This is a genomic window from Peribacillus muralis, from assembly GCF_001645685.2.
Taxonomy (GTDB): Bacteria; Bacillota; Bacilli; order Bacillales; family DSM-1321; genus Peribacillus; species Peribacillus muralis_A.
Window position 1 is genome coordinate 3,031,295 of the sequence record NZ_CP017080.1, and the last position, 21,045, is coordinate 3,052,339.

The window sequence follows — 21,045 nt, forward strand, 5'->3', positions numbered from 1 at the left end:
TTTTGATTTTGAAAGGAAGGAAACGCGTGAAATTAAAAATCATGAACAGTATTCGGACAAATAATTTTAATGACGAACATTTGATGCAAAAGATTACAGATTTATGGCAGGAGGCCTCTGGTCTTCTGGATAATCAAAAAGTGATTACCTACGCTGTATATCATAATTATGAAAGTGACTATAAAGGTGATTATTCATTAAGTATAACCGTTGAAGATGATGCTGGGGAACCTTCATTGAAAATCCTGAATAACGCAAAATATGAAATCTTCAATGTCGATACAACAAAGGAACATGGGGTCTACGACACCTGGAAGGAAATATGGGCCCGTGAGGAAGCAGGCACATTGGAGAGGGCATACTCATTTGATTTTGAGAAATATAGCCCTAATGGAGAAATTGAAGTATACATAGCATTAAGATAGTGTGCTTGTATGTGACCAATGACGAAAAACGGAGGTTTGCACTAAAGACGTTCCTTTCATATGCAAGGCCCGCGGGCAGTCCTTGTGGGCCCTCCCTTGTGCCTCCGACGCCTTCTGCGGCGCTGTCCAGGGGCACGTATACTAAGGAAGAGTGAGCATCGATTTCCACTTATGCTTTCCATTTTTGTATGACGGCATCACTATAAATGGCTAAAAAAAGGGTTTCAAAATGAAAACATTTCATTTCGAAACCCTTTTATCTATAAACTGAATCCCCAGATAGTATCCAAGCGTTATGTCCGAATCCTGTACATGGGGTTATTTTTTAAAAAATGCTTTTTTTCCAAAAAATTCGGTGATTGCCGGAAACAGGGTATACCATTTACCCGCTAAATCCATCCAGCCAGGGAGATTGATTTCCCTTTTATTGGTGAGCATCGCTTTGACAATTTCAGTCGCGACTTTCTCAGGCTTAAGCATGAATTTTTCAATATTCTTTACATATGTACCCGATTCATCGGCAATGTCGAAGAAATTCGTTTCTATCGGGCCCGGGTTGACGGTGGTCACATAAACATGATCTTCCATCAGCTCGAGCCGAAGAGCGTTTGAATAGCCAAGTACGGCAAATTTGGTCGAAGAATATAAGGTTGATTTAGGAGTGGCAATTTTAGCTGCCTGTGAAGCGATATTGATGATATGCCCTGATCTTCTCTGCTTCATATAGGGAAGGACTTGCTTTGTACAGGCCATTAATCCTATCACATTGACGGCAAACATCGCTTTCGTTTCGTCGATTTCCGTATCCTGCGCTTCTTTGAATGTCCCGAAGCCAGCATTATTGACCAATACATCCACTTCACCTATTTGCGTATGAATGTGATGAAAGACAGCGGCAATCTGATCTGTATCTGATACGTCAAGCTTACAAGCATATGCATCAATTCCATATTGAGTGGTTAACTCACTCTTTACCTGTTCTAATTTATCAAGGCTTCTCGCCAAGAGAACAAGACGGCCGCCCCGCTTTGCCGCATCGATAGCCACTTCCTTGCCAATCCCTCCGGAAGCACCGGTAATCACGATTACTTTCCCTTGCAAGTTTTTCAAAAAGTTGCTCCTCCTTTAAGCGATGGAATAGAGAATGACCCCAGCTTGGATTTCCGTTTCGACTTCACCCAGACTTTCCAAATAATCCAACTGACCGATCGTTTCAGAAAGTGTCAAGCCCACTTCCTGAAGATATACTTTCGGGAACAACTGCTGACACACCTCAAAAACCGATAATGGCTTGTCATAAAGCATTCCTTTCACCTGCATCGCCCGATTATGCTGCCGCTCGAATCTGTATTGAATGAGGTCCGCCACGGCATCGCCTTTCACTTCATCTCCATGTCCGGAGTAGACGGTAGATATGGAAAAATCCAATAACTTCTGAAGTGAAGCATTATATTGCAGTAACGGCCGCGGTCTATTGCCTCCCGGAAGAATCGGCGGTTCCATCAATGGATTAGGTGAAATTTTGGCAAGCAAGTGATCCCCCGCAATCATGACACCGTCACTTTCCCGATAAAAAGATAAGTGACTTTGCGCGTGCCCAGGAGTCTCGATTGTTTTCCAGCCCGGAAGACCAGGGAGTTCATCACCCTCAGCCAAATATCCCCGCAGCTTTCGTTCACTGAGAAAACCGATTTCGTCGCGATGATGGGTCAATTTATTTTTCAATTCTTCAGCCACTCCAAACTTCGCGGCATAATCAAGAAAGAAACGATTATGGCTTTCAAGGAAATCGTCACTAATGTCCAGCCAGCGCTGATTGTTTTTGTGCCCATAAACCGGGATTTCCTTTGCAAAGAAATCGAGTGCGCCAGCATGATCAGGATGATGGTGTGTCAAAATGATTTGTTCGATATCGGACAATTCCAGGCCCAAAGCCGCAAGTCCCTGAGTCAACGCTTCTTTTGATCGTTCTGTTTTAACGCCAGTGTCTATAAGGGTCAATGCATCCCCTTTCACTACATAAACATTTACATCACCCACTGCAAACGGTGTGGGCAAAGCAATTTTTGCAATATCTCCATTCCATTTCACCATAAATATTTCCACCTTAAAAATTATATTTATATAAAATTTTTTATGCATCAAACCAAATTCTTAGTACACATTACAAGAAATTCATTGTATAATTACCATTTTACATATTTTTATTAACACTGTCATTATTTTCACATAATTCATGTCTAATTTTTGATGTCGATGCATATATTATCATTGACAGAGTACCGATTTATCCTTCATAATCACAAGTAATTAAAGACGGCATGGCTTTGATTAAGGCCAAGTAAATCTATTGATGGTGTAAAGAGAATGAAGCCCGGTATGTGCTGAAAGGCTTCATCGCCCTCTCATGATTGAACCTACCTTATGAGCCTTCAGGAAAACCTGACGTAAATCCCGCGTTAGAGGATACGAGTGCAGCCTTCCTGTTTATTCGGAACGCTGAACAAAGGTGGTACCACGGAAGCGAGACCTTTCGTCCTTTATAGGATGAGGGGTCTTTTTGTTTTTATGAAAGAATTATTTTTAGAAGGAATAGGAGCGGAGATCATGAAGAAAATCGCATTCATCGGGGCTGGTTCGATGGCAGAAGCAATCATTTCGGGGCTGGTGACGCAACGGGTGATACAGCCTGCCAATATTTTCGTAACGAATAAAAGAAATGATGACAGGTTCAATTATTTAGCGGAGCAATACGGCGTCACGACCACAAGATCGCTGCAGCCATTATTGCAGGATGCCGACCTTGTCGTCCTTGCAGTGAAGCCGAAGGACATTCTTGAAACGATGCAATCAATAAAAGGATATATCCGTGAAGAAATGCTGTTGCTTTCCGTAGTGGCCGGAGTTCACACATCAAGCTTGGAGGGAATCGCCAACAAGCAATTCTCCATCGTCCGTGCCATGCCGAATACATCGGCGACAGTAGGAAAATCAGCAACGGCCCTTGCCGCAAATGGCCATACGAAGGAGTCGCAATTACAAACGGCGATCACCCTTTTTGAAACGGTAGGGACGGTCGCAATCGTTGAAGAAAATCAGCTCGATGCGGTTACAGGCTTATCAGGAAGCGGTCCAGCTTATATTTATTACTTGGTCGAAGCATTGGAAAGATCAGCCGAAACAATTGGTCTCGATTCCCAAACGGCGAAGCAATTGATTCTTCAGACCTTGTTGGGCGCAGCCGACATGTTGCAGAAATCGCCTAAAACGCCAGCCGTACTCAGAAAGGAAGTAACGTCACCGGGCGGAACGACTGAAGCAGGATTGAAAGAGCTTCAAGCCCATCAAGTGCAGGAAGCCTTCATTGCCTGTGTACAAGAAGCGACTGAGCAATCGAAGCGAATGGGTGACCAAATAAGCAAAGAACTTGCCAAATATGTCGTCCCCCAGTAAGCATTGGGTAATGGGCTGATGTCTGGCCCCCCCTTCATAGGGAGCGGCCGCAAGGCATCAGCCCTTTTCGTGATGCATGGCAACCATTTTAGTAGGGGACGCTCACTCTATGATCAGCATATCTTTTTCGTCAAAACGCCAATCCTTCGAATACGCCACTTCCCAATAGTACCCATCAAGATCGGAAAAATACCCACTGTATCCCCCCCACTCCACATCTTGGGGTGACTTCTCGATTACTCCACCGGCTTTTTCAGCCTTACTCATCACCTCATGCACTTCTTCAACCGATTTGGCATTATAAGCAAGCGTGATGCCCGAAAATCCCCCCCGCTTCAGCGGTTTCTCCGTGCTGATATCATTCGCCAGCTCCTCCAATGGGTACAAAGCAAGTTTCGTTCCCGCATTATTGAAAAAAACAATGGCAGGATCATCGTCTTGAATCGAGGTCTGAAACCCCAATCCATCCCGATAAAATGTTAGAGATTCACTTATATCCTTTACGCCTAACGTGATAAGGTTGATCCTGTTCATGATATTCCTCCTTTTTTCGGTTCAAATGGTAATTCGACATCAAAAGTACATATCCCTTTTTCGGTACGGGGCAGCATGTACATCCCTTTGGCGTCGCCCCATAGATCTTCATGCAAATTACGTAGGAAATCCACTTTCTTTGCCGAATGGATACAAGTTTTGTCAACTGTAAAGGATTTGTTTCTTTCTTATCGAATTCAACAACCAAAAGGGGGAATTTCGATGAATACAAGTGCAGTTGCCCGGTTACTGAATGTTTCCCATAGTACGATCCAACGTTGGGTTAGCCAATTGAACATGGAAGTAGAACGGAATCAGCTTGGCCACTACCAGTTTTCAGAGGAAGACATTGCCTTGTTAAGAAAAATCCAAAATCAGCTGAACGAAGGGATCATTCTCCAAAAGGTCAGCATATCAGAGAGTAAGATCAGAAAAGCAACCGTTCAGAAACACACTGAAATGACGAAAGAACATGAACAACTGCTGGAACGGATCGTCCGGCTTGAAAATGGTTTGAAAACAAAAGCCGATGATGTGGTATCTTATCAACTTTTACAGCACAGAAGTGAAATGGAAGAGATGCACAAACTCGTAAAAAAACTCGAAGCTCGAATCGAAGCTTTAGAAACGCCAACCATTCCGCCGTTTGATTACTTCATCGCTGCTGAAGAAGCCGCCGTCACTAAAAAAACGAAAAAGAGACCGTTCATGAAAACGATTTTCGGCATTGGCAGAAAGGACGATTCTACTTCATGGAGCACGGCAGACAGCGATTAAGTCGCGTTTTAGAAAAAATGAAAAGGCCCTGACCCTAGGTTCGTTTCACCCTTGGGTCGAGCCTTTTTCTTTTTACCTTAGATCAGCACGGCACGGTCATTGATCATTTTCTCGCCTTTGATCCGTTGGAATTCGTTAAGCAGTTTTTCAACGGTAAGCTTCTGCTTTTCAACCCCTCTGGCTTCAAAAATGATTTGTCCCTTATCCATCATGATCAAGGAATTTCCAAGATCGATTGCCTGCTGCATATTATGGGTGACCATCAAGGTGGTCAATTGGTTCTTTTCGACGATTTCCTTCGTCAAGTTTGTTACAAGCTCCGCCCTGGAGGGATCCAGAGCGGCAGTATGTTCATCAAGAAGCAATATCTTCGGATCGGTAAAGGTTGCCATCAACAATGATAATGCCTGACGCTCACCTCCTGATAATAATCCGACCTTGGCAGTCATCCGGGTTTCCAATCCTAAATGGAGGGTAGCCAAACTTTCTTTAAAAAGCTCCTTCCGTTTTTTGGTCACGCCGAAGCCTAGACCTCTTCTATTGGTCCTGCCATAAGCAATGGCCATATTTTCTTCAATTGTCATATGCGGGGCCGTGCCAAGCATCGGATCCTGAAACACACGGCCAATCATCTTGGCACGGGCATGCTCCTCAATTGCCGAAACGTTCCCGCCATGTATGAAGACTTCACCGGCATCAGGGAGAATTTTACCGGAAATCATATTCATCAACGTCGATTTCCCGGCACCGTTACTTCCGATGACCGTTACGAATTCGCCTTTTTTCATTTGCAGATCCAGATTACAAAGGGCCAGCTTCTCATCCGGTGTCCCTTCATTGAAGACCTTATAAATCCGATTTAACTGAAGCATATCCATCCCCCCCTTTCGATAAAGACCCCGCATGGCGGGTTTGAATTTCCTTGAGGCGCTTTTTCTTCCGGCTTTTTTCCTTTTGTTTATCGGAGATTTTCGGAATGACAAGTGCTCCAATCACAATAAGTGCCGTAATCAATTTAACATCACCTGTATCAAAGAATTTCACCCGAAGGGCCAAAGTGACGACGATTCGGTAAATGATTGCTCCCCCAATCACCGCAAGCGTTGCACGGGCAATCGTTTTTGCACCGAATAACGCTTCACCAATGATGACGGAGGCCAAGCCGATGACAATGATGCCTATCCCCATTCCAATATCGCTAAAGCCGTTATATTGGGCAACGAGGGCACCAGAGAAGGCGACCAGGGCATTCCCGATAGCGAGTCCCAAGACCTTCATGCTGCCAGTATGGGCAGAAAAACTGTTGACCATCGCTTCATTATCCCCCGTCGCTCGTAAAGCAAGACCAATTTCCGTTTTTAAAAATGCGGACATCCCCATTTGAATGATTACAACGACGATCAGCATGACGATCAATATCGACCACGTTTTCGGCAGGCTATCACCAAGGCCCATCATCGTTAAAAGTCCATTCAACATATTGTCCAATCCAGTGCCAGCAAAAGCGTCCTGGATTTTCGTGATAATGGTCGTCTGGGAAAGCAACGGGATGTTGGATGCACCCATGATCCTTAAATTGATGGAGTAGAGGGCGATCATTATCAGAATACCTGCCAGGAGCGGATTGACTTTCCCCTTCGTATGCAGAAGCCCCGTTATGGTCCCAGCGATGAAGCCGGCCACCATCGCACAGAAGGTGGCCAGGATCGGCGAGAAGCCATTAACGATCATTATGGCGGCGACTGAGGCACCAGTCACAAAACTCCCTTCGACTGTCAAATCCGGAAAGTCGAGGATCCTGAACGTTAAATAGACACCAAGCGCCATAATCGCGTAAATCATTCCCGACTCAAAAGAATTGAATAAGGCTGTAGGCATGTTCTTCTTCCTTCCCTGAACAAAAGCAGAGTTTATTTTACAAACTCAGCATCTGCTTTCCATTCTTCTTTTATTTCAACACCCATTTCTTTTGCTGCCTTTTCATTAATGACCAATTTCAGCTTTTGTGGATATTGAACCGCGATATCTCCAGGTTTTTTACCATCCTTCAAGATTTCAACCGCTTTTTGTCCCGCTTCATAGCCAATATCGAAGTAGCTGAAGCCATAGGCTGCGAAGCCGCCGGCATTCACGGAATCTAGCTCGCCAACGAACAACGGGATATCTTTGTCATTTGCCACCGAAATGACCGATTCCAGTGCCGAGACTACGGTATTATCGGTAATGATATAGAAAGCATCCGCTTTGCCAATTAATGATTCCGTTGCCTGTTTAACGTCCGCTGAAGTCGAAACCGAAGCTTCCACGACCTTCAATCCGGCTTTTTTCGCTTCCACTTTCACGTTTTTGATTTGGACGACGGAATTTTGCTCCCCTGTGTTATAAACGGTCCCGATCGTCTTTGCCCCAAGTTCTTCCGCCAGGAATTTCATCGATTTGGCAATCGCTTCCGGATGTGAATCCGTCGTCCCCGTTACATTCCCGCCTGGCTTGTCCAAAGAAGTAACGAGCTTAGCCGCCACAGGGTCGGTGACCGATGTAAACACGATAGGGATATCCTTTGTCGCATTCAAGGCACTTAGGGCACTTGGAGTCGAATTGGCGAAAATCAAGTCAACCTTATCGCCAACAAAGTTACTAGCAATCGTCTGATTGTTGTTTTGATCGCCCTGCGCGATTTGAAGGTCATACTTGGCCTTGACGTCATTGTCCTTCAAAGCGGCCTTGAATCCTTCATACGCCTGATCCAGTGAATCATGCTGAACGATTTGGGTCACCCCGATGTTGTAAGTATCCGTTTTGCTTCCTTCCTTTGCCGTATTTTTTTCCTTGTCACTCCCGCAGCCTGCCAATGCCATCCCTGCTACTAAGGTCATGGCTAAAGTCGAATATAATTTCTTTTTCATATTTTCCCCCCGCTTTTTACTTATTTAAGAACATGTACTTCCAATCACGCCAGCTTTTTCACGTTTATGTCCTAAATTATAATCGTTTAGTCCCAATTATTCCAATATATTTTTTAACTTTTTAGAATTTTTTGAGTTATCAGATGAATTATCCAAAAAAAGCTGCCGTGAAAGGGTATCTCACCTTTTCACGGCAGCTTTTTTTTGGAATGGTCAATGTTCAACAACTTGGTTCACGATGTCGGTTACAGTGGCACGATCAATTTTTTCTTTGCCCTCTTTTAATGCCTTCAATGTAGCTTTTGCTAATTCCAAGGGGATTTTGCAAAAATGGATGATTTCTTTCGTTTCTATCTCTGCAATATAGGCATCCGCTAATGCTAAATTACGTTCCGTATGGGAGAGCATCTCTTCGAATCCCCAGCCATCAGGATAAAAATTAACCCCACGTTCGGCATCTTCCTCCCGGTTACGGAGAATATTGACCGTTTGGAGCCCACGGCCAAATGCGATGGCAAGTTTACGATCCGTTACGGTTCCATCAAACCAATTCCACATATCAGACAGCATGACGCCAACTAAACCTGCAACATAATAGGTATAATCATCAAGCTCTTCTTCATCATGGATTTGCCAATCCTTCGTAACCCATTTTGCCATGCCTTCTGCCATCTCCCGTGTCGACTCCAAAACCTTGGCTCTCGCTCCTGGAGGACAATATTGAATCCAATCAGCTAAAAGCAAGGTCACCTCGGGCAGATCATCTTTATATGGCGTGAATAATGATTGAAGCTGTTCTTCACGGTAATCCGCCTTAAGCAGGTTGCTTAGGGATTGTAATAGGGAAACCTTACTGTCTGCAGGAAGGCCTGGATGATCCTCGATCTCATCTATGGCACGCATGCACAGGTAGGCAGCTCCGATCGCCTCTTGTAATCCTTTCGGAAGATAGCTAATCGGAATGAAGAAAGTCCGGCTTGTTTTTAAGAGAAAATCCATTGCTTTAGTATGTAGGTTGCTTTGGTCAGTCATAGGTTACACTCCTTTAAATATCCAATGAACAGTTGTTTCATTATATCAAACATTCGTATTGATTTCAGCTTCCCTCTTTCTCTGCATATAATGGAATTTTAATCGTCATTAAATCTTCTGCCATGATGGTGTTTTTGAATATTGCCTCGCTTTGCTTCTTTAACCGCTCCGAATCCTCGGCGCTATACCGCGAGCTGATATGGGTAAGGATTAAATGCTTGGCGCCTGCCTTCGAGGCCGTCGTTGCCGCCTGGGCGTTTGTCGAATGGTAATAGCTAGAGGCCATTTCCGTTTCTTCTGCAGAAAATGTGGCTTCATGAACAAGGTAATCTGCCGAATCAGCAAGTACGAGGGCATTGTCGCACACTCTTGTATCCCCAAGGATCGTGATGATCCGCCCCCTTTGCGGAGTGCCTAGATAATCTTTCCCGTTCAGGACACGGCCATCCTCGAGTTGGACCGTTTGTCCATCTTTCAATGCTTTAAAAAGCGGACCAGGCTTCACACCCGCTTGATGGAGCCGGTCAACGAGCAGGCTTCCTGGACGGTCCTTCTCTCTAATCCGGTAACCGATGCTATATATGCCATGATCAAGCGGCATGGCCGTCACGGTGAATTGTCCGTCCTCGAACACGATGCCTTCTTCGATTTCGACGATTTCCAATGGGTATTTCAAATGAGTGCCACTCACAAGTAAGCTTGTCTTGATATAAGCATCAAGCCCTTTCGGACCATATACGGTCAATTTATCCACCCCGCCCTGAAAAGATCTGCTGCTTAACAGGCCAGGGAGACCGAAGATGTGATCACCATGTAAATGGGTGATGAAAATCTTTTCAATCTTTCGCGGTTTGACAGCCGTTTTTAAAATTTGGTGCTGTGTTGCCTCACCACAATCGAATAACCAAACGGTCCCGCGTTCTTCCAATAATTGCAGGGCGATTGACGTCACATTCCGCGCCTTGGCGGGAACGCCGGCACCTGTACCCAATAAAACAAAATCCACTGATACTACCTCCGTTGCAAATACGTTAATAGCTTAACTATAGCATAACCATGTCGGTTCTTTCATTTATGACCGACAAAAAACTTAATCAGATAAAACATTTTATGAAATATGATAAAAAATGCGCAAATTGATTGCTTTGAGGGAAAGCTAACCGTAAAATTAGAAATTGGTACACATACGGGAATTCCAACTTTAGATATAGAATTAACGGAAAGTTGAGGTTTTAACATGACAGAAAATAATAAACCAACGGCATTGATCATGATTTTTGGTGCTACTGGAGATTTGGCAAAAAGGAAATTGTTTCCTTCCATATATCGACTTTTTCAAAAAGAAAAAATCAATAAATTTGCCGTCGTGGGCGTAGCAAGGAGATCCTTGACAAACGAGGAGTTTCAATCGAGCGTCAAAGATTCCATCCTTACGTTCGGACACGCGGAGGAAAAAGTCGATGAATTCATTTCACATTTCCAATATCATTCTCATGACGTATCGAGCTCAGAATCATATCTGCAGTTAAAGGGGATTGCCGAGGAATTGGACGGGCAGTATCAATTGGAAGGCAATCGCATTTTCTATTTAGCGATGGCGCCTGAGTTTTTCGGAACGATTGCCGAACAGATTAAAGCGCAAGGCCTGACTGAATCGAAAGGATATAAGCGCCTGGTCATTGAAAAACCATTTGGGCACAGTTTTGAAACGGCCCAAAAATTGAATGAACAAATACGCACGGCATTCGCCGAAGATGAAATATACCGTATCGATCATTATTTAGGTAAAGAAATGGTTCAAAACATAGAAGTCATCCGTTTTTCGAATGCGCTATTCGAACCGCTTTGGAATAACCGGTATATCTCCAATATCCAGGTTACTTCCAGTGAGACGCTTGGCGTTGAAGAACGCGGCCGTTATTATGAAACGAGCGGTGCCCTTAGGGATATGGTCCAAAACCACTTGCTCCAGATGGTGGCCTTGCTTGCGATGGAGCCTCCGATCGCTTTGACGACGGAAGAGATTCGCAGCGAAAAAGTACGGGCATTGCGCTCGCTTCGGCCGATGAAGGTCGATGAAGTCGATAAATACTTCATCCGCGGCCAGTACGGGGAAGGAACAGTAGACGAGAAAACACTGCCAGGTTACCGCAATGAACATAACGTGAATCCTGATTCCAATACAGAAACCTATGTTGCCGGGAAATTGCTGATTGATAACTTCAGATGGGCAGGTGTTCCTTTTTATATTCGCACCGGCAAGAGAATGGATGTAAAGTCGACGAATATCGTTGTCCAATTCAAAGATATCCCGATGAATCTGTATTACAAAACGGAAGAAACCTTGAACCCGAACCTGCTCGTTATCAATATCCAGCCAGATGAGGGCATCACATTATACTTAAATGTCAAGAAATCCGGGACGACTTCGAATACGAAGCCAATGAAGCTGACAGTCTCCAACAAGGGGATCGAGCACATCAATTCCCCAGAGGCATATGAAAAGCTATTGTTCGATAGCATGCGCGGAGATGCTACAAACTTCACCCATTGGGACGAGGTCGCCCTCTCATGGAAGTTTGTCGATACGATTTCCAACGCATGGGAACACACGAAAGAAGAGTCTTTCCCGAACTACGCTGCAGGGTCTACAGGTCCGCTTGCATCCGATGAACTTTTAGCTGATGACGGACATATTTGGTGGCAAATCAAGAAAGACACAACCGAGAGCAATTAAATAAATGAAGGGGATGCAGAGTTAACCCTGCATCCCCTTCTTCATTCATGATACACGCTTCCTGACTAACTTCTCCCGGATCGTATGAAGCATTTCCTTAGATTTAGACAGTTCTTCATCCATTTCGGAATTGAGCCAATAAGAAACACCAAGTTCTAAAGCAATAAAAAATAAAAATATGGCAATAGCCAACCAGATGATAAACATGTTCAACCCGCTCCTTCTCTCTTGACTGCCGACTTATCATGAATTCCGTCCTTAGCTTTACATGTTTATATTCCTTGTTATGTTGGTGTTCAAACCTAAATGGGAAGCATGAGGTATATCATACTATATTTTCCATTAAAAAGGGAGAAGTTTCTTTGATCATTCCCATTTTCACCATGTTCGACCAGTAGAAAACTTGGTCACGAACCTGCAGGATCTTGTGCATACTCCCGTTATCTACAACGATGCATGGATCTGCTTTTTGGGACTGGAATGGTACGGTCTTGCAGAGGTTACACTAAGACGGGTGCTTCATAATGAAACGGCACCAATACTTCGATGTGGAGGGATTAAACGATGGACATTCGTGAAGGATTAATTCCAACAGCGTTAGGGACAGCCGTAACAGCAGCGGGTTATGCAATGAAGCAGACTCGCGGCTCAAACAAAATGGTCGCCAATACCGTCTTTGGTTTCGGTTTGGCACATGTTGTGTTAGGGGTCATTGACCTTGTAGAGCATCGGAGATCATGAAAAGAGAGGGCGCCGCTTGGCGTCCTCTCTTTTTTACGTGCGTCTCGCTTCCTTTACAAAAGCCGTCTAAAAAGGAGTTATTTTTCCATCCATTCGGTATGGAATGTACCTTCTTTGTCGATGCGTTGGTACGTATGGGCTCCGAAATAATCGCGCTGCGCTTGAATTAAGTTGGCTGGCAGCGTTTCAGTACGGTAGCTATCGAAATAAGCAAGTGCTGACGAAAGACAAGGAACGGGAACTCCGTTCATCACCGCTGTCGAGACAACCTCACGTAAAGCCCCTTGGTAGCTTTCAACGATTCCTTGGAAGTAAGGATCAAGCAGCAGGTTGTTCAGGTTGGCTTCACGATCATACGCTTCCTTGATTTTTTGCAAGAATTGTGCACGGATGATGCAGCCGCCACGGAATATCATCGCGATGTCACCATATTGCAAGTTCCAATCATTTTCTTCCGACGCTGCTTTCATTTGTGCGAAGCCTTGTGCATAGGAACAGATTTTACTCATATAAAGTGCTTTACGAATGCTTTCGATCAAGGCCTTCTTATCGCCTGTAAAGCTCTCCGCCTTTGGACCGCGCAGGATTCTGCTCGCTTCGACACGCTCGTCCTTGATGGCCGAAATGAAACGGGCGAATACGGATTCGGTAATGATTGGCAGCGGTACACCAAGATCAAGTGCACTTTGGCTTGTCCATTTCCCGGTTCCTTTTTGGCCAGCTTTATCTAAAATGACATCAACCATCGGCTTCCCGGTTTCTTCATCATACTTTTTGAAGATGTCAGCAGTGATTTCAATGAGATAGCTATCAAGTTCCCCTTCATTCCACTCGGTAAATACTTCATGGAATTCCTCAGCAGTAAGTCCAAGAAGATTTTTCATGAGGAAATAAGATTCGGAAATCAACTGCATGTCGCCATACTCGATACCGTTATGTACCATCTTCACATAGTGGCCTGCTCCATCCGGCCCGATATACGTACAGCAAGCATCGCCATCTACTTTAGCCGAAATATCCTTCAAGATCGGTGCAACCAGTTCATATGCTTCTTTTTGACCGCCAGGCATGATGGAAGGACCCGTAAGCGCTCCTTCTTCCCCGCCTGAGACACCTGTACCGATGAAATGGATGCCAAGCTGACTTAATTCCTCATTGCGGCGTTGAGTGTCCTTGAAGAACGTATTTCCGCCATCAATGACGATATCACCTTTTTCAAGTAACGGTTTTAATTGTTCGATGGTTGCATCCGTGGCCGCGCCGGCTTTAACCATCAACAAGATTTTGCGTGGTGTTTCCAATGAATCGACGAATTCTTCAAGCGTATATGCAGCCTTTACATTTTTGCCTTCCGCTTCCTTCATCATGTCATCCGTTTTTGAACCTGAACGATTGTAAACGGATATCGAATAGCCTCTGCTCTCGATATTAAACGCAAGATTCTTACCCATTACTGCAAGTCCGATAACACCAATCTGTTGTTTTGTCATGACCATCTTTCCCTTCTCTATATCTTTACACAGCCAGAAGCTATTCTTTGCCACCTGGAGGACCCTTCCTCCTTGATCGCTCGAAGAAATCTTTACTGAAGCTCGTGTCTGTTCCGATCGAACCGTTCTTCAAGGGCAATCCCTTTTTAATAATATTTTCTCCGTACTTATTTTGCAAGTGTTCCATCGCTTCATACAACGGTTCCTTTTCAGCTTCCTTTTGAAAAGAAAAAATATCCAACTGCAAGAAGGCCGACTCCTTCTCGACGACATCATGGGCGGTTACGCCGAGAAGCCTGATACCTTCACCATTCCAATTTTTCATGAAAAGTTCGGTCGCTCCAGCCAATATGTCCTTTTTTTCAAACACCGGGTTGGAAACGGTCCGGCTTCTCGTAATGGTGCGACGGTCTTTGTACCGGATCGTCACTCCTATTTTTTGACCAAGGAGGCGTTTATTTTTCAAACGGGCAGCCACCTTTCCCGAAAGCTTTTCCAGGACACCGAGCAGTTCTTTTTGGTTGGTGGAGTCATGAGGGAGAGTGGTCGAGTTCCCGATGCTCTTATGTTCAAAAATCGATTCAGGATCCACAAGCCTTGGGTCAATGCCATTGGCCCTATCTTTCAAACGGATCCCATTGATCCCAAGCAATTGTTTCAGCTGACTTTCCAGGGAATGGGCAAGGTCTTTGATTGTGATGATGCCGATCGTATGAAGTTTTTCGGAGGTTTTCTCACCGATACCATGCATTTCACCGACTTGCAGTGGCCAAAGCTTCTCAGGAATGTCCCTTTTCCTTAAAACCGTGATCCCCATTGGCTTCTTCATATCCGAGGCAGTTTTGGCCAGGAATTTATTAGGAGCGATCCCGATACTGCATGGGAGGTCCATCGTGTTATAAATCCTTTCCTGAATGCTTTTGGCTATTTCCACAGGTGAACCCAATTCGGCGCATTCACTGATATCCAGATAGCCTTCATCGATCGAAACCGGTTCAACCAGCTCCGTATATTGCCTTAATAAATCGAAAATGGCCAGTGAAGCCTTTCGATAACGTTCGAAGTTCGGCTTCTGGATGACCAATTGGGGGCAGAGTTTTTTCGCCTGCCATATCGGCATCGTCGTTTTAACCCCGAACTTTCTCGCCTCATAGCTGCAGGTGACGATTATGCCCCTTCTCTCTTCAACATTACCAGCGATAGCAAGCGGCTTGCCCTTCAAAGAAACATCATAGGACATTTCCACCGAAGCATAAAAGCTATTCATGTCTACATGGAGAATGACCCTGCCATTTTTGGGATACATGTTCTTCATATTGACCGTCACATCCTTGAAAAAATAAAAATACGGATAGCGGGGTCCATAAAAAAACATTTCTTCTAAGATCCCCCTATTAAAACGGGTTAGCCAAGGGAAAGGCTTGTCGCTTAAAGAAAAACAGCCATCATTTCATTGATGACCGTAAATGTCTTCTGCCATACTTGAACGCCAACCGCAATCAAACCGTTAATAGCCTTTCATCCAATAGTCACATAAGCAGATTTAAGCTTGTGCTGCCGTTACATCAAGCCCGTCCATCATCTTCTATTGAATATGAGCAAGAACAGGGGATGGTTCAGAAGCAACTTCTCGTCTAAGTACTTAACGGAAACGAAGCTCCCCACATCCCCTATCCTTTTTTCACTACTACGCGGATACTTCCTGAATGATGCTGATGACCATTTCAGCAAGTTTTGTCAATTCCTCAACCGGAATTCTTTCATTCGTAGTATGGATATCTTCATAGCCGACTGCAAGATTGACAGTTGGTATCCCAAAACCAGCAATGACATTCGCATCGCTTCCGCCGCCGCTTTTCACAAGCTCGCATGGGCGGCCGATTTTTTCCGCTGCCTTCCTTGCAATTTCGACAACATGATCGCCGGCACCATATTTGAATCCAGGGTACATGACGTTAACTTCCACTTCAGCACGCCCGCCCATTTCAATGGCTGCCGTCTCGAATGCTTCTTTCATTCTCGCTACCTGTTTTTCCATCTTCTCAGGGACTAAGGATCTTGCTTCAGCAAGGATTTCCACATGGTCACAAACGATATTCGTTTGCTGTCCTCCTTGGAAACGGCCGATGTTAGCTGTCGTTTCCTCGTCGATACGGCCCAATGGCATTCTTGAAATCGCTTTGGCAGCAATCGTTATCGCTGAAACCCCTTTTTCAGGAGCCACACCGGCATGGGCGGTTTTGCCTAAGATGGTTGCAGACACTTTCGCCTGAGTAGGTGCAGCGACCACCACATTCCCCACTTTTCCATCACTATCAAGTGCAAAACCGAATTTAGCCGTTACAAGGGAGCGATCCATCGCTTTTGCTCCAACCAATCCAGATTCTTCCCCGACCGTGATGATGAATTCGATTGTCCCATGCTCAATTTTTTGTTCCTTCAATACTTTAAGCGTTTCTAACATGACCGCTAATCCCGCTTTGTCATCCGCTCCCAAAATGGTTGTTCCGTCTGACACTATGTATCCATCCTTAATGGAAGGCTTGATGCCCTGACCAGGCACAACCGTATCCATATGCGAAGTGAAATAAATTGTATCTACGCCTTCCTTCGTTCCTTTAAGCGTACATATTAAATTGCCTGCACCATGACCGGTAACAGCCGTTGTATCATCTTCGAAAACCTCTACACCTAAAGCCGTGAATTTTTCTTTCAGGACTTTGGCGATGGCTGCTTCATTTTTCGTTTCGGAATCAATTTGCACCAATTCCATAAATTCGCTTACGATACGCTCTTCATTAATCATAAAATAAAACCTCCAAAAAAGTTTTCCTCTTTAATTATACTTCTAAAAGCGGCGCTCCGGCAAATAATGTGAAAGTCAATCGCCTCTGATCATGCTTGTTAACTGCTGAGTGAAACTCTGCATCACTCCCTTTTAGCTTTCTCCCCCTAGAGGTAAGAGCCCAAACAACTAGCATTTGGGCTCTTTGCATATGGCATTACAGCGGGATATTTCCATGTTTTTTCCACGGTCGCTTCTCTTTTTTGTTGCGGAGCATTTCAAGCGATTGGATGATCTTGATCCTGGTTTCCCGGGGATCAATGACATCATCCACCATACCAAGGCTGGCAGCGATATAAGGATTGGCGAATTTTTCCCGGTATTCTTCAATTTTAGCCGCACGAGCAGCTTCCGGATCTTCACTGTTTTGTATCTCACGAGCAAAGATGATATTTGCCGCTCCAGCAGAGCCCATCACCGCAATTTCGGCATTCGGCCAGGCAAAAGTAAGGTCCGCCCCAATCGATTTACTGTTTAAGGCCACATAGGCTCCGCCGTATGCTTTACGCAGGATAATTGTCAACTTCGGCACGGTCGCTTCGGAGTAAGCATAGAGAAGCTTTGCTCCGTGGCGGATAATCCCCCCATGCTCCTGCTTGACACCCGGGAAGAATCCTGACACGTCCTCAAACGTAATTAAAGGAATGTTGAATGAGTCACAAAAACGGATGAAGCGGGCAGCCTTATCGGATGAATCAATATCCAGTCCGCCAGCCAACACTTTCGGCTGGTTGCAAACAAGCCCCACTGTTTTCCCTTTGATTCGTGCCAAACCAATCACGATATTTTTCGCAAAGCCCTCCTGTACCTCCATGAAGGAACCCTCATCGACGACTTGCTCCAACACTTTCCGAACATCATATGGGCGAATACCTTCAAAAGGGACAACATCCGTTAAATCAGGACGGTAGTCATCTCCATCGTCACTTTCCAAAACCGGCGGCTTCTCTTCATTATTTTGTGGCAAATAGCTCAGGAGACGTCTAACGTCAGCCAGAACCTGCTCTTCAGATGCCCCCTTGAAATGGGCATTACCGCTAATGGTATTATGTACAGTCGCTCCGCCCAATCCTTCTGATGAAATCTTCTCCCCTGTAACTGTCTCAATCACTTTTGGTCCAGTAATGAACATTTGACTCGTTTTTTCCACCATGAAAACGAAGTCGGTTATGGCTGGAGAATAAACGGCCCCGCCTGCACAAGGTCCCAAGATAACTGAAATTTGTGGAATGACGCCTGAATAAATGGAGTTCCGGTAAAAGATTTGGCCATATCCGTCAAGAGAGACTACACCCTCTTGAATGCGTGCCCCTCCAGAATCATTCAAACCGATGAAGGGTGCTCCATTTTCCGCTGCCAAATCCATGACATTGGCAATTTTCAAAGCATGCATTTCCCCTAGTGCACCGCCAAACACAGTGAAATCCTGTGAGAACAAATAGATGTCACGGCCGTTTACCTTTCCGTAGCCCGTAACGACCCCTTCCCCCGGTCCTTCTTCCTTTGCCATCCCAAAATTGGTGTTACGGTGTTTGATAAAGGGATTAAGTTCGATGAACGATCCTGGATCAACTAAAAGATCGATCCTTTCCCTTGCCGTAAGCTTTCCTTTTTCATGTTGCTTATCGATTCTTCCTTCACCGCCGCCCATCTCCACTTTACGGCGTCTATCATATAAATCATTGATCGCTCCATATATGTCCTCTGTCATCCCTGCTCCTCCTTCGATAATGATTGTTCACAAAGTTCATATAATACACCTGCAGTAGACTTCGGATGAACGAAAGCCACATCCGCATCATGTGCCCCCTTACGCGATGTATCATCGATCATGCGTATTCCTGATTGTTTCAAATCTTTGATCCGCGCTTCGATATCCTCTACACCAAGAGCGACATGATGAATGCCTTCACCATGCTTTACGATGAATTTAGCGATTGGACTTTCCGGTGATAACGCTTCCAATAATTCCAAACGGGTATTGCCTGCCATGATAAAGGCTACTTTCACACCTTGGCTTTCCACAGTCTCGATCCCTTCGAGTTCCAACTTCAGTGTTTCCGTGTAAAGCGGCAACGTCTCATCCAATGACTTGACCGCAATGCCGATATGATCGATATGTTTTATCATCTTCCAGTCCCCCTAATCCAATCGGTTGATTCTATTAAAATATGACTATCATTCACATGAAATCCTAAGATTCGAAATAATATGAACATTATACTTTTACTTGTTTCTGCCAAACGTACACGTTAAAATGAAATCAATTAAACTGTTTAAAGGGAGAGAGCATATGGGAAACAAAAAAATGAGAAAAATCGTTGTGTATTTAATGCTTATCTCAATGATACTAACAACGTTATTGTCAGGGATTGCATTTCTTTTGTAATAGATATCGAATGGAGAGGGGAGCATCAAGCTTCCCTCTCTTTATTTTATCGCGCCACTTTTCATTGCCAATGTTTTGAAGTCCTCGGATGAATGGGTGATCAACACCTTTGTACCTGCAGTGACTTTTTCGTACAAGCGCTCTACATCGGATTTATGCATGCGCACACAGCCATTTGAAATGAACTTTCCAATCGAGGAAGGTTGATTCGTACCATGAATCCCGTAAATCCTTCCATCGGTATTCCGTGCATCAAATCCAATCCATCTCGATCCCAATGGATTCCTGGGATCGCCGCCAGGAATATTCTTTTTTCGATAATAAGGATTGACAGCTTTAACCTTAATGGTGAAAATCCCTTCAGGCGTCAGCTCCTGGCTCTTCCCGGTACCGACCGGCAAAATCTCCTTGACCTCGTTATCATCGATGAAAGCCAATTTATTGCTGGCTTTATTGATGATGATGAAAGCATCACCAGCCTTAACGGGCTGAGGTTCGGCATGTACAGATAGCGGCCACAACGATAACATAAGCATTAAAGAAAGGATCCATCTCATTTGTATCAATTCCTTTACTTTTTGCTTAGTTTAAGCCAAGTGCCTCTTCTTCATTCGGTGATTGTTAAGTTTCGGCAATCCCTTGAATGAATGCTTCAACAATAAGTAGCGCTCCATTTCCTTCATGAGCTGCAATAATGCGGCCCTGGATTCAAACTCTTCCCGTGTCTGCGGAAGTGCCATCCCCCTAAAAAAGACCTCCAGCTCCTCAAGCTTCTTCAAGTAGATGATGGCCGTATTTTGGGGATGGACATTCTCGGCCAGGTCTTCTATGAAATTCGCCACGATGCCGCTTTGCTTGACGACCAACGGAATATTCGTGACTAAAGGGAGAATGCGCTCAATTATTTCAAATTGCTTTTCACGCATTTTAAAATAATGGTAATACAGATCTTCTTCCCTTAAAAAATGATTCTCCACATCCCTGAAGGCAAGGCTTTTGGCTTCGTTAAGAAGATCACCCGTTTCAGTGATTTCCTTTCCACCCCATGTGTGATCATTATCCCGTAAATACCGGACGATCCCCATCAAAATTTCGCTGAAATTCGTTTCAATGCGCTCCTGATAGTCCAAAAGCTTATCATCCACACTAGGCATGTACAGATTCATGACAAGCGCCACCCCGACCCCTACGGCGATTAATATCGTTTCATTCATCAGCAAGGAAAACGTGATGTCTCCCGAACCATATAAATGTAAAATGATGACACAGCTCGTAACGATTCCCTCATTGATCTTCAAGGCAACGGTCGTAGGAATGAAGATCAATAGGATCAATCCTATGATCAGCGGATGGAAGGCGATGAATTGAAACATAAGGGCTGAATAGGCCATTGCGATTATACAAGCTAAAAACCGGTGCCAGGAGGCATACACCGACTTTTTTTTCGTAACCTGGATACATAAAATCGTAATGATTCCCGCAGACGCGAAATTATCCAAATTAAGCATTTGTGAAATAATGATTGCCAAGGTAGCCCCTAAAGCGGTTTTAATCGTTCTGTATCCGATTTTAAACATTGTTATGTATCACCTGGCTCTTTCTCTTACTATTATAATACTATCAGGATTACAGAAATTTTCACAGTCCTTTGAACATAAAATTCCCGATTTTCATATACATTCATTCAAAAATACGTTATTGAAATAAAATAAAAAA

At 44.4% G+C, this 21,045-nt stretch carries 22 protein-coding genes; 6 read left to right on the plus strand and 16 right to left on the minus strand.

Annotated elements, in window-relative coordinates; translation table 11 throughout:
* The first annotated feature begins 26 nt into the window (after positions 1-26).
* The gene (locus ABE28_RS14720) at positions 27-425 is read left to right on the plus strand and encodes a GyrI-like domain-containing protein (RefSeq protein ID WP_064463691.1); all 399 of its coding nucleotides are present in this window, start codon (positions 27-29) and stop codon (positions 423-425) included.
* 318 nt (positions 426-743) lie between these two features.
* Here ABE28_RS14720 and ABE28_RS14725 read toward each other — a convergent pair whose 3' ends face one another.
* Both ABE28_RS14725 and ABE28_RS14730 read right to left on the minus strand, forming a co-directional pair.
* Positions 744-1,535 carry an SDR family NAD(P)-dependent oxidoreductase gene (locus tag ABE28_RS14725; RefSeq protein WP_064463202.1) on the minus strand — a complete coding sequence of 264 codons (792 nt, stop codon included), beginning with the start codon at positions 1,533-1,535 and terminating at the stop codon, positions 744-746.
* 15 nt (positions 1,536-1,550) lie between these two features.
* Positions 1,551-2,519 (minus strand): MBL fold metallo-hydrolase, encoded by a 969-nt coding sequence (locus tag ABE28_RS14730; protein WP_064463204.1) that lies wholly within the window; start codon positions 2,517-2,519, stop codon positions 1,551-1,553.
* Positions 2,520-2,993: 474 nt separating this feature from the next.
* On the opposite strand from ABE28_RS14730, the gene proC reads away from it, so the two are divergent.
* Positions 2,994-3,878, plus strand: a complete 885-nt coding sequence (proC, locus tag ABE28_RS14735; protein WP_373921281.1) for a pyrroline-5-carboxylate reductase — start codon at positions 2,994-2,996, stop codon at positions 3,876-3,878.
* A 102-nt stretch (positions 3,879-3,980) separates the two neighbouring features.
* Here proC and ABE28_RS14740 read toward each other — a convergent pair whose 3' ends face one another.
* A complete protein-coding gene (locus tag ABE28_RS14740; protein ID WP_064463206.1) occupies positions 3,981-4,412 on the minus strand; it encodes a VOC family protein in 432 nt (143 codons plus the stop codon).
* 222 nt (positions 4,413-4,634) lie between these two features.
* Between ABE28_RS14740 and ABE28_RS14745 the strand changes: the two genes are divergently transcribed.
* Positions 4,635-5,189, plus strand: a complete 555-nt coding sequence (locus ABE28_RS14745; RefSeq protein ID WP_064463208.1) for a MerR family transcriptional regulator — start codon at positions 4,635-4,637, stop codon at positions 5,187-5,189.
* Between the two features lie 77 nt (positions 5,190-5,266).
* Here ABE28_RS14745 and ABE28_RS14750 read toward each other — a convergent pair whose 3' ends face one another.
* From ABE28_RS14750 to rnz, 5 genes are all read right to left on the minus strand, one after another.
* A complete protein-coding gene (locus ABE28_RS14750; RefSeq protein ID WP_064463210.1) occupies positions 5,267-6,061 on the minus strand; it encodes an ABC transporter ATP-binding protein in 795 nt (264 codons plus the stop codon).
* Positions 6,036-7,067, minus strand: a complete 1,032-nt coding sequence (locus ABE28_RS14755; protein ID WP_064463212.1) for an ABC transporter permease — start codon at positions 7,065-7,067, stop codon at positions 6,036-6,038. Before ABE28_RS14755 ends, ABE28_RS14750 begins: the two co-directional genes overlap by 26 nt.
* A 32-nt stretch (positions 7,068-7,099) precedes the next feature.
* Positions 7,100-8,095: an ABC transporter substrate-binding protein gene (locus tag ABE28_RS14760; protein WP_064463214.1), complete on the minus strand. Its 996-nt coding sequence runs from the start codon at positions 8,093-8,095 to the stop codon at positions 7,100-7,102.
* Between the two features lie 213 nt (positions 8,096-8,308).
* Complete coding sequence (locus ABE28_RS14765; RefSeq protein WP_064463215.1) at positions 8,309-9,127, minus strand: squalene/phytoene synthase family protein; 819 nt, start codon at positions 9,125-9,127, stop codon at positions 8,309-8,311.
* A 64-nt stretch (positions 9,128-9,191) separates the two neighbouring features.
* On the minus strand, positions 9,192-10,133 hold the full coding sequence (gene rnz / locus ABE28_RS14770; protein WP_064463217.1) for a ribonuclease Z: 942 nt from the start codon (positions 10,131-10,133) through the stop codon (positions 9,192-9,194).
* Between the two features lie 231 nt (positions 10,134-10,364).
* Between rnz and zwf the strand changes: the two genes are divergently transcribed.
* Positions 10,365-11,864 (plus strand): glucose-6-phosphate dehydrogenase, encoded by a 1,500-nt coding sequence (gene zwf, locus ABE28_RS14775; protein ID WP_064463219.1) that lies wholly within the window; start codon positions 10,365-10,367, stop codon positions 11,862-11,864.
* A 45-nt stretch (positions 11,865-11,909) separates the two neighbouring features.
* Here zwf and ABE28_RS25100 read toward each other — a convergent pair whose 3' ends face one another.
* Entirely contained in the window at positions 11,910-12,071 is a 162-nt protein-coding gene (locus ABE28_RS25100) for a hypothetical protein (RefSeq protein ID WP_156775787.1), read from the minus strand.
* Positions 12,072-12,428: 357 nt separating this feature from the next.
* On the opposite strand from ABE28_RS25100, the gene ABE28_RS14780 reads away from it, so the two are divergent.
* A complete protein-coding gene (locus ABE28_RS14780; protein WP_064463220.1) occupies positions 12,429-12,605 on the plus strand; it encodes a hypothetical protein in 177 nt (58 codons plus the stop codon).
* A 77-nt stretch (positions 12,606-12,682) separates the two neighbouring features.
* Here the strand turns inward: ABE28_RS14780 and gndA are convergent, their stop codons facing one another.
* The 5 genes from gndA to mce form a co-directional block, all read right to left on the minus strand.
* Complete coding sequence (gndA, locus tag ABE28_RS14785; RefSeq protein WP_064463695.1) at positions 12,683-14,095, minus strand: NADP-dependent phosphogluconate dehydrogenase; 1,413 nt, start codon at positions 14,093-14,095, stop codon at positions 12,683-12,685.
* 40 nt (positions 14,096-14,135) lie between these two features.
* Entirely contained in the window at positions 14,136-15,410 is a 1,275-nt protein-coding gene (locus tag ABE28_RS14790) for a DNA polymerase IV (RefSeq protein WP_064463697.1), read from the minus strand.
* 372 nt (positions 15,411-15,782) lie between these two features.
* Positions 15,783-16,901 (minus strand): tripeptidase T, encoded by a 1,119-nt coding sequence (locus ABE28_RS14795; RefSeq protein WP_064463225.1) that lies wholly within the window; start codon positions 16,899-16,901, stop codon positions 15,783-15,785.
* 196 nt (positions 16,902-17,097) lie between these two features.
* Positions 17,098-18,651 carry an acyl-CoA carboxylase subunit beta gene (locus tag ABE28_RS14800; protein WP_064463227.1) on the minus strand — a complete coding sequence of 518 codons (1,554 nt, stop codon included), beginning with the start codon at positions 18,649-18,651 and terminating at the stop codon, positions 17,098-17,100.
* The gene (mce, locus tag ABE28_RS14805) at positions 18,648-19,070 is read right to left on the minus strand and encodes a methylmalonyl-CoA epimerase (protein WP_064463229.1); all 423 of its coding nucleotides are present in this window, start codon (positions 19,068-19,070) and stop codon (positions 18,648-18,650) included. Before mce ends, ABE28_RS14800 begins: the two co-directional genes overlap by 4 nt.
* Before the next feature lie 163 nt (positions 19,071-19,233).
* Here mce and prli42 point away from each other — a divergent pair, with 163 nt between their 5' ends.
* Positions 19,234-19,329, plus strand: a complete 96-nt coding sequence (prli42, locus tag ABE28_RS25105) for a stressosome-associated protein Prli42 (protein ID WP_155645590.1) — start codon at positions 19,234-19,236, stop codon at positions 19,327-19,329.
* 41 nt (positions 19,330-19,370) lie between these two features.
* Here prli42 and ABE28_RS14810 read toward each other — a convergent pair whose 3' ends face one another.
* Both ABE28_RS14810 and ABE28_RS14815 read right to left on the minus strand, forming a co-directional pair.
* Entirely contained in the window at positions 19,371-19,886 is a 516-nt protein-coding gene (locus tag ABE28_RS14810) for a L,D-transpeptidase (RefSeq protein ID WP_064463232.1), read from the minus strand.
* A gap of 30 nt (positions 19,887-19,916) precedes the next feature.
* The gene (locus ABE28_RS14815) at positions 19,917-20,906 is read right to left on the minus strand and encodes an aromatic acid exporter family protein (RefSeq protein ID WP_064463233.1); all 990 of its coding nucleotides are present in this window, start codon (positions 20,904-20,906) and stop codon (positions 19,917-19,919) included.
* Positions 20,907-21,045: the final 139 nt, after the last annotated feature.

Coding starts and splice junctions, on each gene's coding strand:
- ABE28_RS14730 (WP_064463204.1), bottom strand. CDS start 2,519: ATGGTGAAATGGAATGGAGATATTGCAAAAATTGCTTTGCCCACACCG.
- proC (WP_373921281.1), top strand. CDS start 2,994: ATGAAAGAATTATTTTTAGAAGGAATAGGAGCGGAGATCATGAAGAAA.
- ABE28_RS14740 (WP_064463206.1), bottom strand. CDS start 4,412: ATGAACAGGATCAACCTTATCACGTTAGGCGTAAAGGATATAAGTGAA.
- ABE28_RS14745 (WP_064463208.1), top strand. CDS start 4,635: ATGAATACAAGTGCAGTTGCCCGGTTACTGAATGTTTCCCATAGTACG.
- ABE28_RS14750 (WP_064463210.1), bottom strand. CDS start 6,061: ATGCTTCAGTTAAATCGGATTTATAAGGTCTTCAATGAAGGGACACCG.
- ABE28_RS14755 (WP_064463212.1), bottom strand. CDS start 7,067: ATGCCTACAGCCTTATTCAATTCTTTTGAGTCGGGAATGATTTACGCG.
- ABE28_RS14760 (WP_064463214.1), bottom strand. CDS start 8,095: ATGAAAAAGAAATTATATTCGACTTTAGCCATGACCTTAGTAGCAGGG.
- ABE28_RS14765 (WP_064463215.1), bottom strand. CDS start 9,127: ATGACTGACCAAAGCAACCTACATACTAAAGCAATGGATTTTCTCTTA.
- zwf (WP_064463219.1), top strand. CDS start 10,365: ATGACAGAAAATAATAAACCAACGGCATTGATCATGATTTTTGGTGCT.
- ABE28_RS25100 (WP_156775787.1), bottom strand. CDS start 12,071: ATGTTTATCATCTGGTTGGCTATTGCCATATTTTTATTTTTTATTGCT.
- ABE28_RS14780 (WP_064463220.1), top strand. CDS start 12,429: ATGGACATTCGTGAAGGATTAATTCCAACAGCGTTAGGGACAGCCGTA.
- gndA (WP_064463695.1), bottom strand. CDS start 14,095: ATGACAAAACAACAGATTGGTGTTATCGGACTTGCAGTAATGGGTAAG.
- ABE28_RS14790 (WP_064463697.1), bottom strand. CDS start 15,410: ATGAAGAACATGTATCCCAAAAATGGCAGGGTCATTCTCCATGTAGAC.
- ABE28_RS14795 (WP_064463225.1), bottom strand. CDS start 16,901: ATGATTAATGAAGAGCGTATCGTAAGCGAATTTATGGAATTGGTGCAA.
- ABE28_RS14800 (WP_064463227.1), bottom strand. CDS start 18,651: ATGACAGAGGACATATATGGAGCGATCAATGATTTATATGATAGACGC.
- mce (WP_064463229.1), bottom strand. CDS start 19,070: ATGATAAAACATATCGATCATATCGGCATTGCGGTCAAGTCATTGGAT.
- prli42 (WP_155645590.1), top strand. CDS start 19,234: ATGGGAAACAAAAAAATGAGAAAAATCGTTGTGTATTTAATGCTTATC.
- ABE28_RS14810 (WP_064463232.1), bottom strand. CDS start 19,886: ATGAGATGGATCCTTTCTTTAATGCTTATGTTATCGTTGTGGCCGCTA.
- ABE28_RS14815 (WP_064463233.1), bottom strand. CDS start 20,906: ATGTTTAAAATCGGATACAGAACGATTAAAACCGCTTTAGGGGCTACC.